The sequence below is a fragment of the Chitinophaga agrisoli genome (assembly GCF_008386695.1).
GTDB classification, from domain to species: domain Bacteria; phylum Bacteroidota; class Bacteroidia; order Chitinophagales; family Chitinophagaceae; genus Chitinophaga; species Chitinophaga agrisoli.
This window is the reverse complement of record NZ_VUOC01000004.1, coordinates 2,533,844-2,550,245: the sequence shown is the minus strand read 5'-3', so window position 1 is coordinate 2,550,245 and position 16,402 is coordinate 2,533,844. Positions and strand designations below refer to the sequence as shown.

The window sequence follows — 16,402 nt, the reverse complement described above, 5'->3', positions numbered from 1 at the left end:
CTAAACAGGATCATGATAAAACATTATTTCCGCCTATGCTTTTTATTGTGCTGGGCCTGGCAGCTGCAGGCCTTTGCACAGGCTCCATCCCGGCTAAGCGTTACACATTTACAGTGCCAGGCGCGCACCGCGCCGGTAGGCATAGATGTGCCGCAGCCCGCTTTTAGCTGGCAACTGGAAGGCAAGGCCAATAACCTGGTACAGACGCGTTACCGGGTTACCGTGGCATCTTCCCCCCAACTGCTGGCCACTGCGCCGGACTACTGGGATTCCGGTGAGGTACCGTCTGCGCAAAGCAGTTTTGTGCCTTACCAGGGCAAAGCGTTGCAAAGCGGGCGTACTTATTACTGGCGGGTAGCTGTGGTTACCAACGCGGGTAAAGCGCAAGGCGAAACAGACGGTGTGTTCACTACCGGCGTCATGCAACCGCAGGAGTGGAAAACGGCGCAGTGGATAGGATATGAAGCGCTGCCGGATAGTGGCCGGGTGTATCCTGGCGTGCATGGTAATGGTAATAAGCTGGGTAGCAAAGGGCTTAAACGCGCTGTGGTACCGTATCTGCGCAAGTCATTCCAGCTGGAGAAAAAAGTGCAGCAGGCGCTGGTATTTGTAAGCGGCCTGGGGCAGTATGAATTATACCTGAATGGCCGGCGGGTGGGCAACGATTTCCTGGCGCCCGGCTGGACCAATTATAACAAGGTTTGCCTGTATAATACGTTTGATGTTACGCAGCAGCTGCAACAGCGGGAGAATGTAATAGGCGCTATGGTTGGCAATGGCTTTTTTAACATAAACCGGGAGCGGTACCGTAAGATGGTGATCGCACAGGGATACCCTATGCTGCGCCTGAAACTGCTGATCCGTTATACGGATGGCAGCACCAATGAAATAGTGACGGATAACAGCTGGAAAACAGCGCCTTCCCCGGTAACCTTTACCAGCATTTATGGCGGCGAGGATTATAACGCTACGCTGGAACAACAAGGTTGGTGCAGCGCTGGTTTTAATGACAGCCAATGGCAGCCGGCCCTGACCGTACACTCGCCGGGCGGCGATATGCGCGCGCAGCGCGAGTATCCGCTACGGGTGATGGACTCGTTTACGGTAAAGAAAACATATACGGCACAAGCGGGTAAGTATGTGGTGGACTTTGGACAGAATGCCTCTGGCATTATCCGTATAAAAGTAAAAGGCATGAAAGGCGCGGTAGTACGTGTTACGCCGGCAGAGCTGCTGGATGATAATAACCTGCCTTACCAGAAAGCCAGTGGCTCTCCTTATTATCTGACCTACACCTTAAAAGGGGATGGCGTAGAAGAATGGACGCCGCGGTTTACTTATTACGGGCTGCGGTATGCAATGGTAGAAGGCGCAGTGCCAGCGTCCTTATCGAAAGGCGGAGATTCTGCACAGCTGGAGGATATCACGTTCCTGCACACCCGCAACAGCGCGCCTACAGCTGGATACTTCCAATGCTCAGATACGCTGTTTAACCGTATCCATACGCTTATCAACTGGGCCATCCGCAGTAACCTGGCCAGTGTATCCACCGATTGTCCGCACCGCGAAAAGCTGGGCTGGCTGGAGCAAACCTACCTGCTGCGTGCCTGTGTCGGTTATAACTATGATATCCTGCAGCTCTATAACAAAACGGTGGATGATATGATAGAAGCCCAGACGCCGGACGGCCTGGTGCCGGATATTGCGCCGGAATACGTGGAGTTTGACGGCGGTTTCCGCGATTCGCCGGAATGGGGCAGCGCCAGCATACAGATCCCCTGGTTCCTGTACAGCTGGTACGGCGATAAACAGGTGCTGAAGCGCGCGTATGATATGATGCAGCGTTACATAGTTTACCTGGGCAGCCGCGCCAACGGGCAGATCCTGGATTATGGCCTGGGTGATTGGTATGATATGGGGCCTAAACATCCGGGTTACGCGCAGTTGACGCCGATGGCGCTTACGGCCACGGCTATCTATTACCAGGATGCGGACGCTATGGTTAAGATCGCCACGGTATTGGGTAAAAGCGCGGATGTGCGCCGGTATAAAACTTTGGCAGATAGCATACGGCTGGCGTTTAATAATAAGTTCTTTACGCCTGCTACCGGCGTGTATGCCACCGGCAGCCAAACGGCTTATGCAATGCCTTTGTATACGGGCCTGGTAGAAGGGAAGTACCGGGATAAAGTATTCCGCAACCTGCAGGATTCCATACGCCAGAATAACTATGCATTAACCGCCGGTGATATAGGTTATCATTACCTGGTGAGCGTACTAAGTAATGGCGGGGCTTCGCAGTTGCTGTATGATATGAATAAGCGGGATGATGTGCCGGGTTATGCTTTTCAGCTGAAACATGGCGCCACGGCTTTAACAGAGTCCTGGCCTGCATTGCGGTACGTATCTAATAATCACATGATGTTGGGCCACCTGATGGAATGGTTTTACAATGGGCTGGCAGGTATCCGTCAAACCGGCAACAGCGTAGGTTTTTCGAATATTGAGATAGCGCCGGTACCCGTGCAGGGGATTGATTGGGTGAAGGCCGGTTTTGAAACGCTGCCCGGACAGGTACAGGTACAATGGCATAAAACGGGTAAACAGTTTACGCTGGATGTTACCGTGCCCGCTAATACAAAGGCCAGGATCATATTGCCCGGTAGTCATAAGACCAAAGAGGTAGGCTCCGGTACTTATAGTTTTACAGATCAGTTATAACTATGCAGTAATGAAAAAACAACAACGTTTTACATATGTGATATCTATTGCGCTGCTGATGGGTGGGATAGCGGCATCCGGTTACAGGGATGGTGCTGCGGCGGATACCGTGCCTAACAGCATGGCGGCGGATACAGCCGTTCATAAATCTGCAAAGCCACACATTGGCGCGGCATCTTCATCAGCACATCAGCAGATCAGCACATCAGCACATTCTTTCTCTTATGTGCAGCAGCAGTTCCTGCAACCGGATCATCAATACGGTAGCGCGCCCCTGTGGGTATGGAACACCAAAGTGGATCATGGGATCATAGACGCCATGCTGCAGGATTTTAAGGATAAAGGCTTTGGTGGCGTATTTGTACATCCTCGTCCGGGGCTTATTACGGCTTATCTCTCCGATGATTGGTTTGAGAACTGGCAGTATGCCATGCAAAAAGCCAAAGCGCTGGACATGGATATCTGGATCTATGATGAGAATTCTTATCCCAGCGGTTTTGCGGGCGGTCATGTGCCGGATGAGATGCCTTCTTCCTGGAACCAGGGCCAGATGCTGCATTTAACCAAAGTGCAGCAGTTGCCTGATACCGCAAATAAGTTCTATCTGCAAAAGGATCTCAACAATAGCCACTATCTGTTTAGCAAACAGGACTACGAGCGATCTGACTGGTATGGCGGTTATTCTTATGTAGACCTGATGGTGAAAGGCGTAACGGAGAAATTTATTGAGGTGACCATGCGCGGCTATGAAAAAGCAGTGGGCAAGGAGTTTGGTAAAACGGTGAAAGGTATTTTTTCTGATGAGCCAAACATAGAAGCGCAGGGCGCCGGCAATATCCGCTGGACGCCGGACCTGTTCCCGGTTTTTAAACAAATGCATGGTTATGCATTGGAAGATAAGCTGCCCTGCCTGTATGATGAGGTGGGCAACTGGCAGGATGTGCGGCATGATTATTATGAGACCCTGCTGCAGCTTTTCATTGACCGGTGGTCTAAACCTTTTTACCATTATACAGAACAGAAAGGGCTGGAATGGACCGGTCACTATTGGGAACATGCCTGGCCAAACCCTAATAATGGCGGTGATAATATGGCGATGTATGCCTGGCATCAGCGCCCGGGTATAGACCTGCTCTTTAACCAGTTTGATGAGAACAGTCCCAATGCGCAGTTTGGCAACATCCGTTCTGTAAAGGAACTGGCCAGCGTAGCCAACCAGCTGGGCAAACAGCGCACCCTTTGCGAAACATATGGCGGAGGCGGCTGGGAGCTTAGTTTTATGGATATGAAACGGCTAGGCGATTGGGCCTTTGTATTGGGCGTAAACACGCTGAACCAGCACTTGGCAGATATGACCATTGCCGGCGCGCGTAAATATGATTACCCGCAAACCTTTTCCTATCACAATCCCTGGTGGCCGCATTACGGCATATTGAACCGGTATTTTGCGCGGTTGTCCATGGCGCTTTCCCGGGGAGAGCAGCAAAATGATATATTGGTGCTGGAGCCTACTACCAGCGCCTGGATGTATTACAGCCCTACGCATAGTAATCCGCGTTTTAATGAGATAGGCGAGCAGTTTCAGCGTTTTGTTACACAGCTGGAAAAAGCGCAGGTGGAATATGATCTGGGTACAGAGAATATCATCAAGGATCAGGGAAAGGTTGCGGCCGGAAAATTTGTAGTAGGGCAACGGGCCTATAGTACGGTAGTGATACCGCCCGGGATGGATAATATAGACGACGCTACGTTTGCTTTATTAAAACAATATACCGCAGCGGGCGGCAAGGTGTTGCTTTTTGAAAAACCTGCTATGCTGAATGGCGCCGCCTCTAACGACTTAGCTACCTGGTTGCAGCAACCGCAGCTGGTATCATTGCCACAGCTGGATCAGCAGGTGATCGATAAATATTATGCTAATGATGCTATCTCATTTCCACAGCTGGATACCACCCAGGGTAAGCTGTATCATCACCGCCGTGTGCTGGAGGATGGGCAGCTGTTATTCCTTAGTAACGCCAGCATGGAAACAACAGCGCGCGGACAGGTGCAGCTGAAGGGTAAACATGCTTTGTTAATGGACCTGGCTACTGGTGATACCTGGGATTATCCGGCTACGGTTGCTGATGACCATATGACCCTGCAGTACCAGTTGCCGCCTGCGGGTAGCCTGTTGTTCTTTGTGTCAGACAAAGATGTGCATACAGAAAAAGAATACAGGCCGTTGACGGCAGGGCAGCCGGTTAGCGCCTCTGCCACTGCTATACAACGTTTGCAACCGAACGTGCTTACGATCGACTTCTGTGATGTACAGCTGGGGGATAGTGTTTACCGTGATCAGCATGTGTACAATGCGGCAGACAGGGTATTTAAATACTTTGGCTTTAAGAATGGCAACCCGTGGAATACTTCTGTACAGTATAAACGCAATATTGTAGACCGGGATACTTTCAATGCAGCTACTGTGGTGAAGGCGCGTTACCGGTTCACAATGGCGAAAGGTGTTGCTGCCAAAGGGTTACAGGCAGTAGTAGAGCGCCCGCAGACCTGGAAGGTAAAATTGAACGGCCATGCATTAACGCCTGTGCCAGGTAAATGGTGGCTGGATAAATCTTTTGCTGTGTATGATATTAGCCAGGCTGTTAAACCGGGAGAGAATGTGGTGGAGATCTCTGCTTCGCCAATGAGCATATTGGCAGAGGTAGAGCCGGTATATATCCTGGGCGGGTTTGGCCTGCAGGCACAGGCACATGGTTTTAGCCTGCAACCTGCCCCGGCGCCGCGCTTAGGCAGCTGGAAGGACCAGGGCATGCAGCTGTATGGACAGGAGGTGGCTTACCGGAAATCATTCCAGGCGGATAAAGGGCGATACCAGGTGCAGTTGGGCAATTGGAAAGGAACGGTAGCAGCGGTGAAAGTAAATGGCAAGGAGGCCGGCATTATTGATATACCGCCTTATGCGCTGGATATATCGTCCTATGTGCATGTGGGGAATAATACGGTGGAAGTGATCGTTACGGGAAGCCTTAAGAATACACTGGGCCCGCATCATAATAAACCCCGGCCAGGTTTGGTATCTCCCTGGCATTGGCGGAATGTAAAGAAATATCCTGCCGGGGATGCATATGATGTGTATGATTATGGGTTGTTGACCGATTTTAGTATAACGCGGAGCGCAGGAGATAAATAAACATTCACAAACGAATCATTGAGCTATATGAAAGTTGGTTTATTTGGAATTGGGCTGGAGACTTACTGGCATCAATTTAATGGCTTACAGGCGCGGTTGGAAGGCTATCAGCAGACCATCGCGCAAAGGCTGGAGCAGCCTGGCCTGCAGGTGGTAAATGCCGGTCTGGTGGATACGGTAGAAAAGGCCCGTAACGCGGCAGCTACTTTTAAGCAGGAAGATGTAGCGGTCATTTTCCTGTATGTATCTACCTATGCATTGTCTGCTACGGTGCTGCCGGTAGTGCAGAAAGCAAAAGTGCCGGTAGTGATCCTTAACCTGCAGCCGGTAAAAGCCATTGATTATAACTGGTTCAATAATTTGGGTGACCGTGGCCTTATGACCGGGGAATGGCTGGCCAATTGCCAGGCCTGTGCGGTGCCGGAGATAGCCAATGTATTTAACCGTAGCGGTATACAGTTCTTCCAGGTAACTGGTACCCTGGATGATGCGGAGGCCTGGGCAGAGATAGGGGACTGGGTAGCGGCGGCGGGCGTAGCGCAGGCCATGCAGCTAAACCGTATGGGGGTATTGGGGCATTACTACAACGGCATGCTGGATATCTATTCTGATCTGACCTTACAGGCAGCCAGTTTTGGCGGGCATATACAACACCTGGAAATGTGCGACCTGGCGGCTTTTCATAAACAAGTGGAGCCGGCGGAGGTGGAGCAGAAGCGGAAAGAGATCTTTGCAGCTTTTGAGGTATTGGATGAATGCCCGGCGCATGAAATAGACCGCGCTGCTACTACAGCGGTAGCCCTGGATAAGCTGGTAGCACATTACCAGTTAGGCTCCCTTTGCTATTATTATGAAGGCACGGCTGACAGCGGGTATGAAGACCTGATCTCTTCTGTGATCACCGGCAATTCTATGCTTACCGCGCGGCATGTGCCTGTAGCGGGCGAGTACGAGGTAAAGAATGCGCAGGCTATGAAGATCATGGATCTTTTTGGGGCTGGCGGCTCTTTTACGGAGTTCTATGGCCTGGACTTTAATGATGATATCGTGCTGATGGGGCATGATGGCCCGGGTCATCTGGCCATTGCGGAGGGTAAGCCGCTGCTGAAGCCATTGGGCGTTTATCACGGCAAACCGGGTAAAGGATTATCGGTGGAAATGAAAGTGAAACATGGACCGGTGACGTTATTGTCTGTGGTAGAAACAGGAAATGGGCGTTTGAAGCTGCTGGTGGCAGAAGGGGATTCCGTGGCAGGGCCTATTTTGCAGATAGGGAATACGAATAGCCGGTATAAATTCCCATTAGATATTAAAACGTTTGTAAATAACTGGTGTAAGGAAGGCCCGGCCCATCATTGCGCGATTGGCGTGGGGCATATTGGTAGTAAGCTCGAAAAGCTGGGGGCGCTGTTGGGGATGGAGGTGGTGAGGGTGTGTTGAGCGGGTGGTAAAATGACAACCGGGGCGTTTGCAGCGCCCCGGTTGTTAGTAATATAGCTTATTGATAGCGATTGTAATCAGTTGACTATTAAAACTGTGCCAGGTGGGCGTCTGTAAAGTCCCGTAAAGAGTCCAGTTTCAGATCTGCCAGGGCGTAACGTTTATCGTTGCGGTTGTGCGCTTCCGGTACTACGGCTACTTTCATGCGGGCTGCTTTGCCGGCTATCATCCCGGTAACGGAATCTTCAAAGGCCAGGCAGTTGAGCGGGTTGCTGTTCAGCGCACTGGCGCAGGCCAGGTACACGGCAGGGTGCGGTTTGCCATGGGATTCGAATTCCGCAGAGCTTACCGCATGGAAATAAGGTTGTATATCAAAGTGGTTGATAGCCGCCTGGATCAGGCGCATAGGGGAGGAGGAGGCCAGCCCCAGTTTGTAATCCTTACCACGGAAATATTCCAGTATATAATGCAGGCCGTCCATTACGCTGCCCTGGGCTACTATCTTGGCGGTAACGGCGTCGATGATCTCGGTAGTTACCTGTTCCTTGCTTTTGTTGTTCCATTTGAAATGGTCGTGCCAGTAGTCCACTACTTCTACCGTACGCAGGCCGGTAGTCAGGGAGGTTAGTTCTGCGCTCAGTTCTACGCCTACTGTGGCGAACACTTCCCGCATGGCAATGCCCCAGAGCGGTTCAGAGTCGATGAGTAAGCCATCCATATCAAAAATCACCGTATTGATCATAGGTTGTATGCTTTTGCGCCGCAAAGTTACGGTTTAATGGCCGGAAGTGCTAATGTATCCTTCACCCCCATAACCAGCAGTTATAACGCATAATTAATAGTTATCCTTTGTTCCCCCTTTTTCGGCCAAAAAAGTTTTGAAATCCTACGCCGCCTTTCTATCTTTGTATTAGTCCACTAAAACCATAGGAATATAGGCTATATTTAGTGAGGCAATGGTATATAACGATAGGGAAACTTATTGATAATTAATAAGATATACGAAAGCCTCCGCATACCGGGAGGCTTTTAGTATTAAAAATTATTTACCACCACGTAAATAGAACAGCATGCAAAGCTTCAGAACAGAACTGGAAAATCCCGTAGTAGAAAGAGATATTATCGACCTGGAAAAAAAGATCCGGCTGTTCCGTGAGGGCCAGATACCGGATGAGAAGTTCCGCAGCCTGCGTTTGGCCAGGGGCATTTATGGCCAGCGTCAGCCAGGTGTGCAGATGATCCGTATCAAGCTGCCCTATGGTAAAATGACCCTGCAGCAGTGGGCGCGTATCATAGCAGTATCCGAAGAGTTTTCCACCGGCCGGCTGCACCTGACCACCCGTCAGGATATCCAGATCCACTACGTGAGCCTGGAAAAAACGCCCGAACTGTGGACCAAACTGGATATGGACGATATCACCATCCGTGAGGCTTGTGGTAATACCGTACGTAATATCACCGCTTCTGACAGAGCAGGCATAGACCCGGATGAGCCGTTTAACGTGATCCCTTATGCGGATGCTGCTTTCCGGTATTTCCTGCGTAACCCTATCTGTCAGGAGATGGGCCGTAAGTTCAAAATAGCTTTCTCCTCCAGCGATAAAGATACTGCCTGGGCTTTCATGCACGATGTGGGCGTAATTCCTAAAGTACGCGAGATAGACGGTAAAACCGTAAGGGGCTTTAAAGTGATGGTAGGCGGTGGTTTAGGCGCACAGCCTTACCTGGCGCATACTGCATTTGAGTTCCTGGAAGAAGATCAGCTGATCCCTTACATTGAGAACGTGCTGCGCGTATTTGACCGTTATGGCGAGCGCGCCAGCCGTAACAAGGCAAGGATGAAATTCCTGATCCAGAAGATCGGCTTTGAGGAGTTTGAAAGGCTGGTGAAGGAAGAGCACAAAGCCCTTAAAAACAAACAGTTTGTAGTAGATGCGCAGGAAGAAGCAGTGGAGTTGCCGGAAGAAAATCCGACCCTGCCGGCATACGCAATAAAGGACGCTAAGAAATACGAGGCATGGAAGACCACGAACGTATTTGAGCAGAAACAGAAAGGTTTCTTTGGCGCCTATATCCGGGTACCATTGGGCGATATCATGACAACGACTTCCCGTCAGCTTATCAGCGCCCTGAAATCCGTTATCGCGAATGATGTAAGGGTAACCGCCAACCAGGGCCTGCTCCTCAAATACATTCGCCCGGAACACCTTCCATATGTATTCAGCGTACTGGAATCTGTTGGTTTTGCAGAGCCGGGTTTTGACAGCATTGCAGATATCACCGCATGCCCTGGCACAGATACCTGTAACCTGGGTATCAGCAGCAGTACCGGTATTGCGGCCAAACTGGAAGAAGTGATCGGGGACGAGTTCCCGGACCTGGTATATAATAAAGACATCAAGATAAAGATCAGCGGCTGTATGAACTCCTGCGGTCAGCATGGTATTGCTGCCATTGGTTTCCATGGTTCGTCCATGAAGAGCGCCGGTAAAACGCTGCCTGCACTGCAAGTGTTGCTGGGCGGTGGTATTGTTGGCAATGGCGTTGGCCGTGTAGCGGATAAAGTGATCAAAGTACCCAGCAAACGCGGGCCGGATGTACTGCGCAGCTTGCTGCATGATTACGAGACCAACGGCCAGGAAAATGAGCTGTTCAATGATTACTATGACCGTCAGGGTGAACGTTATTTCTACGAACTGCTGAAACCCCTGGCAGACCTGGCAACGTTACAGAATGAAGACTTTATCGATTGGGGCCATGAAGAAAAATACGCTACCGCTATTGGCGTGGGCGAGTGTGCCGGCGTAGTGATAGACCTGGTGGCTACCCTGTTGTTTGATGCAGAGGAAAAGCTGGGCTGGGGCCTGGAAGCACTGGCGGCTAACCAGTATGCAGATGGTATCTATCATTCCTACTCCAGCTTTATACTGATCGCGAAAGCGCTGCTGTTGGGCGAAGGCGTAAGCTGTAATACCCAGCACGGTATCATCAACGATTTTGACAAACATTTTGTAGCTACCGGCAAGATCGCTTTAACCGGCGGTTTCAGAGCCCTGGTGCTGCAGATCAACGAACATGAGCCTACAGAAAGTTTTGCAAAGCAATACTATCAGCAGGTAACAGATTTTTACAACCAGGCGCAGGAATACAGGCAGGCAGTAGCTGCCGCTCCGGCAAACGCATAAGTATCTTATTTGGTGAATATGAACGGGTGAAATACCGTAAAGGTGTTTCACCCGTTTCTTCTCAGACTTTTTAAAATTAGCAGTATGCAGCAGCAGATAGTCCCTAAATTAACATTGGTAGGCGCAGGTCCCGGCGATCCGGACCTGATCACGGTAAAAGGCCTGAAGGTGATCCAGCAGGCCCGGGTCATTTTATATGACGCCCTTGCCAATAATGAATTACTGGAACATGCGCCTGCAAACTGTCTGAAGCGTTTTGTGGGCAAACGTGCCGGTATGCATGTGTACTCCCAGGAGGAGATCAACCGCATGATCGTAAAATATGCGCTCTCCTTTGGCAGCGTGGTACGCGTGAAAGGCGGTGATCCGTTTGTTTTTGGCCGTGGCCAGGAAGAGATTACCTTTGCACAACAGTTTGGTATTGAAACAGAGGTAGTGCCTGGCGTTTCCAGCGCAGTGGCAGTACCCGCCTTAAATAAGATCCCGGTTACCGCCCGTAATGTGAGCGAAGGCTTCTGGGTGATCACCGGTACTACGCAGAAAGGCAACCTGTCCCGCGACCTGGAGTTCGCCATTCAGGCAAACACCACGGTGGTGATCCTGATGGGAATGAGCAAGTTGACAGAGATAGCGGCCGTTTATGAGGCGCAGGGTAAAGGCAATGTACCGGCCGCCATTATCCAGAACGGCACCCTGCCTAATCAGCAGATTGGCGTAGGATCCGTGGGGGAGCTGGTACAGATAGCGGAAAAGCATGATCTCCGCAATCCGGCCATCATTGTGATAGGGGAGGTAGTGCGTTTCCATGAGGCATTCCAGGATATGCAGACCAGGCTGGCGAAAGAGCTTAAAATAGCAGTATAATGATAGAAGAAAACCGGTTGTTTCCCGTATTCTTTAAACTCAACCGCCTGCACGTTTTAGTAGTAGGCGGCGGGAATATCGGGCACGAAAAGGTGAACGCCATGGTGCAGAATTGCCCGGAAGCCACTATCACGGTGGTAGCCACCTGGTTTTTGCCTGAAATGGAAACACTGGCACATGAATATCATTCCATTACCTTGCTGCAGAAAGAATTCTCCTGTGGCGACCTGCTGGGCAAAGACCTGGTCATAGCGGCCACCAGCGACCGTGAGCTGAACCATAGTATATGGGAAAAGGCGAAGTGCAGCAAAGTGCTTATTAATGTAGCAGATACCCCGGAGCTTTGCGATTTTTATCTTGGCTCCATTGTACAGAAAGGTAACCTCAAAATTGCTATTTCTACTAACGGTAAATCCCCCACTGTTGCTAAACGCCTGAAACAGGTGCTGCAGGAAGCTATTCCTGATGGCCTGGATGAGGTGCTGAATAAACTGCAGGTTATCCGTGACAAGCTTAAAGGCGACTTTTCAGAAAAGGTAAAACAGCTGAATAAGATCACGGAGGTGCTGGTGCAGGATAAAGATGCTGATAAGGCCTGATTTGGTTTTGTTGTTAATTCCCCGGTTGTATTGTTAATCTTGGTTCCCTTTTCTTTAACGTTGATACCAATCTTTGTTTCGGGCAGAGCGCCTGAGTTTTATTCTCACATCTGACGCTTACTGTTTGATCCCGCCGCTTTTGATCTTCTCGTTGGTTTAAATTACATGTATTATATTTTAATGTGTTTAATTGAACAGATTTCTTGCCTGTTCGTTTTTCGTGCAAATGATGGCTAATTTAACTTAAGTGTATGTAAAACAAGTTATTATATTGCTTTCTGACCATAGTATCGACTATTGTTCAGATATATTATAAATAAAATTATATAAGAAATTATCTGGATAAATGCATAAAAAATGAATCTGGATTATTATTTTTACGTTATTACGATGAAGAAAGATAATTTACTGACCAGGTTACACAACAAAATCTAAAGTCATAAAAACCAACCGGAGCAGCATTACCAAGTGGCCTATACCGGTAGAACTAATAGTGCTGCTCCTTTGCTCTTTGATTATGATCTAAAACAGATATAAAGAAAAAATGTAGCGGTCATAGGCGGGGGAGACTGTCCGGGCGTTGAGGCGATCTAAGGCCATAGAAAATCATGACCTTAATGACCCTATAGTTATAATACCCTGCCCTATGCCGCGCCAAGGATAATTAGCAAAGGGATGGAATGAGTTTATGTTTCATCTCTATACTGCGCCAACTGATTATAACCCCGTTTTATCAACCAAGATCACCCCTTTTTATCAACCATCATCACGGATTCCCGCTTCCCTATAGTTTACCTTCTACCGGGCCCGAAAGGGGCCCCGGTAAAGGTGTTTTAGCTCATGTTTAGCTCGCCGGTATGCCTTATCTTTGTGTTGTATATGAATGAAACAACGTTGAAGACACAATTCATTGGCCCCACCATCACTTATGTCAAAAAGGAGTTAACCCACGCAGAAGGCGGACATGACTGGTGGCATATCCAGCGTGTCTGGCAACTGGCCAGGCATATAGCTTCTCTCGAAAAGGTAGATATGCTGGTAGTTGAGCTGGGCGCACTGCTGCATGATATTGCAGACTCCAAGTTCCATAACGGAGATGAAAGTATCGGACCGGAAAAGGCCCGCAGTTTTCTGCAGTCTATCGAAACCCCGGCGCCTGTTACCCAGCATGTGGTAAACATTATCCGGCACATCTCCTTTAAAGGCGGAAATCACCGGCAGGAATTCCAGTCCCCGGAACTGGCTGTTGTGCAGGACGCAGACCGCCTGGATGCGCTTGGCGCTATTGGTATTGCCCGTACGTTTAATTATGGCGGGTTTAAGAACCGTCCTATTTACGATCCGGCTGTTATGCCTAACCTGCAAATGACGAAGGAGGAGTATAAACAGAGCCTGGCGCCTACCATCAATCATTTCTATGAGAAGCTGCTGCTGCTTAAAGACCGGATGAACACGCCAACCGGGAAAGCCCTGGCATTGGAACGCCACCGCTTTATGGAGCAGTTCCTGCAGCAGTTCTATGCGGAGTGGGATGGAAGGGCCTGACTAGGGGTAAACTGTAATACCGTCGCAAAATCCGTTGTAACCAACGGGGAGAGGCATAGTATAACCGGATCCCGGTAGTTATAATCGCAGACCGGCTAAACCAGATATAATATAACAGGCCATGAAAACACGGCCTGTTATAAGAAAAACGTAATCAGAAAGGGAATACCTTATTTAGTAGTTGGCTCAAAAAACAGCGCACGCAGCTCTCCGGCATCCTCCGGTTTCATTTTACCACCCAGTATCAGGCGCAGCTGTCTTCTGCGGAGGGCTCCATCAAACAATTTCTTTTCTTCTTCCGTGTCCGGGATGATTGCCGGCACCGGGCGGGATTTTCCGTTGGGATCCAGCGCCACAAAGGTCATAAAGGCTTCGTTGGACTTATAGCGGTACTGCTGTACGGGATCCTCGCCCCATACGCGCATGTGCACTTCCATGGAGGTGCTGAAGGCCCGGCTTACCCGCGCCTCAATATGCACTACATTGCCCAGTTTGATGGGCGTTTCAAAGGAGATATTATCCACAGAGGCCGTTACTACCGGCGCACTGCAATGTTTCATACAGGCAAGGGCCGCGGCTATGTCCATCCAGTACATAAGCCGGCCTCCCATTAAATTGCCAAAAGTATTGGTGTCGTTGGGCAATACCAGTTCCGTCATCCGTATCACTGAATCCTGGGAATGTTTGGGCGTCAAGGTCATATCTATATATAATAATAAAGTTGGTCCACTGTTCAAAAATAGCTTCCGTTTTTTCACCTAACCCGGCCGGCCGGCAGTCCCATCGTCTCAAATCATTGACTGTCAGTCGAACTGCTATCGTTGTCCACCGGCAATCCGGCCGCAAACATACCAAAAAATCCCGGCGGTAATTCACATATTCTGCACAATTATCAGCTAATCCGTGTGGGCTTGAAGGTTCGTAAAAATTTTGTGTTAACTTTGCATGACCTTCGGAAGTAATTTTACTTGACAGGTATAGGTTACACCAAACAAAGTCCGGCGCTTCCTCTTTAGGTCAGGTATCTTTCAGAACTTAGTTTTTATGGCAAAATATATCTTCGTTACGGGAGGTGTTACTTCCTCATTGGGTAAAGGAATTATAGCCGCCTCGCTGGCTAAACTATTGCAGGCACGCGGCTTTAGAGTGACAATTCAGAAATTTGATCCATATATAAATGTGGATCCCGGTACACTAAACCCGTATGAACATGGGGAATGTTACGTAACCGAAGATGGCGCCGAAACCGACCTGGACCTGGGGCACTACGAGCGCTTCCTTAATACGCCCACTTCACAGGCCAATAATGTTACCACCGGCCGTATTTATCAAACCGTTATTAATAAAGAAAGGGAAGGAGCCTACCTGGGTAAGACCGTGCAGGTGATCCCCCATATTACGGATGAGATCAAACGCCGGATCCTGCTCCTGGGCAAGGACGGTAAATATGACATTGTGATCACTGAGCTGGGCGGTACCGTGGGTGATATTGAGTCCCTCCCTTATGTGGAGGCCGTTCGTCAGTTACAGTGGGAGCTGGGCGAAGAGGATTGCCTGGTGATCCACCTGACGCTAATCCCGTACCTGCGGGCAGCTAAAGAATTGAAAACCAAGCCAACACAGCACTCCGTAAGGCTGCTGAGCGAAAATGGCGTTCACCCGGATATTATCGTTTGCCGTACGGAAGAGCCTATGTACCGCGATCTGAAGAAAAAGATCGCCCTTTTCTGTAATGTGCAGGTAGATGCGGTGATTGAGGCAAATGACGTGAGCACTATTTACGAGGTGCCTTTGGAAATGATGCGTGAGAAACTGGATGTGATCTGCCTTAAAAAGCTGAACCTGCCGGTAGAGAAAGAACCTGAGCTTATCAAGTGGCGTGAGTTCCTGGATAAGCTGAAATATCCCAAGACCAAAGTAACCATCGGCCTGATAGGTAAATATGTAGAACTGCAGGATGCCTATAAATCCATCCTGGAGTCATTTATACATGCCGGCGCGGTGAATGAGTGCAAAGTGGTGGTGCAAAACCTTCACTCTGAGCATATTACACCGGAAAATGTAGCGGATAAGCTGAAGAACCTGGATGGTTTGCTGGTAGCTCCCGGCTTTGGCCATCGTGGTATTGAAGGCAAGATCACCGCTATCCAGTATGCCCGTGAAAATAACCTGCCTTTCTTTGGTATTTGCCTGGGTATGCAGATGGCCGTAGTAGAATACGCCCGTAACGTGCTGAACTGGAAAGACGCGCATTCCACAGAAATGAACCCGGAGACCGCTCACCCGGTGATCGGTCTCATGGAAGAGCAGAAGAAGATCACCGCCAAGGGTGGCACTATGCGTTTGGGCGCTTATACCTGCCAGCTGAAAGCCGGCTCCAGGGCAGCAGAGATCTATGGCAGCACGCTTATCAGCGAAAGGCACCGTCACCGCTATGAGTTTAATAACCAATACCAGGCAGATTTTGTGAATGCCGGTCTGGTGACTTCCGGTCATAACCCGGAAAGCACCCTGGTGGAAATGATCGAACTGGCGGATCATCCGTTCTTTGTGGGCTGTCAGTTCCATCCGGAGCTGAAAAGCACCGTAGAAAGGCCTGCTCCGCTGTTTGTACACTTTATTGGCGCGGCTAAACAGTATGCGGAAACCAAGAACGGCAAGATAAAGGCCGCAGAGGAGAAAGCGGTTCATCATTAAGTGATGTGCAGATGAGTAGGCACGGGTGGCTGAATTTCTGCTAACAGATTGATTTATTTAGGAATATAATAATAAGCAGTATGCAAATGATAAGTAATTGTTAAGATTACGGATCATTTGCATATTTACTTTTAAGCGGTCTTATCTACTGAGTTAACCGG

Annotated in this window: 10 protein-coding genes; 8 read left to right on the top strand and 2 right to left on the bottom strand. The window is 49.5% G+C overall.

The genetic code is table 11. The annotated features are described in order from the left end of the window. The first annotated feature begins 12 nt into the window (after window positions 1-12). From F0L74_RS29180 to F0L74_RS29170, 3 genes are read left to right on the top strand one after another with little or no spacing between them, the layout of a single operon-like run. The gene (locus F0L74_RS29180; RefSeq protein ID WP_149841418.1) at window positions 13-2,721 is read left to right on the top strand and encodes a family 78 glycoside hydrolase catalytic domain; all 2,709 of its coding nucleotides are present in this window, start codon (window positions 13-15) and stop codon (window positions 2,719-2,721) included. 10 nt (window positions 2,722-2,731) lie between these two features. Continuing rightward, on the top strand, window positions 2,732-5,911 hold the full coding sequence (locus F0L74_RS29175; protein WP_149841417.1) for a glycosyl hydrolase: 3,180 nt from the start codon (window positions 2,732-2,734) through the stop codon (window positions 5,909-5,911). Between the two features lie 27 nt (window positions 5,912-5,938). After that, entirely contained in the window at window positions 5,939-7,351 is a 1,413-nt protein-coding gene (locus F0L74_RS29170) for an arabinose isomerase (protein WP_149841416.1), read from the top strand. A gap of 88 nt (window positions 7,352-7,439) precedes the next feature. On the opposite strand, the gene hxpB is transcribed toward F0L74_RS29170, so the two are convergent. Further along, entirely contained in the window at window positions 7,440-8,093 is a 654-nt protein-coding gene (gene hxpB / locus F0L74_RS29165; RefSeq protein ID WP_149841415.1) for a hexitol phosphatase HxpB, read from the bottom strand. A 328-nt stretch (window positions 8,094-8,421) separates the two neighbouring features. Here hxpB and F0L74_RS29160 point away from each other — a divergent pair, with 328 nt between their 5' ends. The 4 genes from F0L74_RS29160 to F0L74_RS29145 all read left to right on the top strand — a co-directional run bounded on the left by F0L74_RS29160 (window position 8,422) and on the right by F0L74_RS29145 (window position 13,544). Next, window positions 8,422-10,536: a nitrite/sulfite reductase gene (locus tag F0L74_RS29160; protein ID WP_149841414.1), complete on the top strand. Its 2,115-nt coding sequence runs from the start codon at window positions 8,422-8,424 to the stop codon at window positions 10,534-10,536. 84 nt (window positions 10,537-10,620) lie between these two features. Next, the gene (cobA, locus tag F0L74_RS29155; RefSeq protein ID WP_149841413.1) at window positions 10,621-11,400 is read left to right on the top strand and encodes a uroporphyrinogen-III C-methyltransferase; all 780 of its coding nucleotides are present in this window, start codon (window positions 10,621-10,623) and stop codon (window positions 11,398-11,400) included. Continuing rightward, window positions 11,400-11,999 (top strand): precorrin-2 dehydrogenase/sirohydrochlorin ferrochelatase family protein, encoded by a 600-nt coding sequence (locus tag F0L74_RS29150; protein ID WP_246197852.1) that lies wholly within the window; start codon window positions 11,400-11,402, stop codon window positions 11,997-11,999. Before cobA ends, F0L74_RS29150 begins: the two co-directional genes overlap by 1 nt. 879 nt (window positions 12,000-12,878) lie before the next feature. Then, entirely contained in the window at window positions 12,879-13,544 is a 666-nt protein-coding gene (locus tag F0L74_RS29145; protein ID WP_149841412.1) for an HD domain-containing protein, read from the top strand. 170 nt (window positions 13,545-13,714) lie between these two features. Here the strand turns inward: F0L74_RS29145 and F0L74_RS29140 are convergent, their stop codons facing one another. Beyond that, complete coding sequence (locus F0L74_RS29140) at window positions 13,715-14,245, bottom strand: acyl-CoA thioesterase (protein ID WP_149841411.1); 531 nt, start codon at window positions 14,243-14,245, stop codon at window positions 13,715-13,717. 343 nt (window positions 14,246-14,588) lie between these two features. Between F0L74_RS29140 and pyrG the strand changes: the two genes are divergently transcribed. Then, window positions 14,589-16,241, top strand: a complete 1,653-nt coding sequence (pyrG, locus tag F0L74_RS29135; protein ID WP_149841410.1) for a CTP synthase — start codon at window positions 14,589-14,591, stop codon at window positions 16,239-16,241. Window positions 16,242-16,402: the final 161 nt, after the last annotated feature.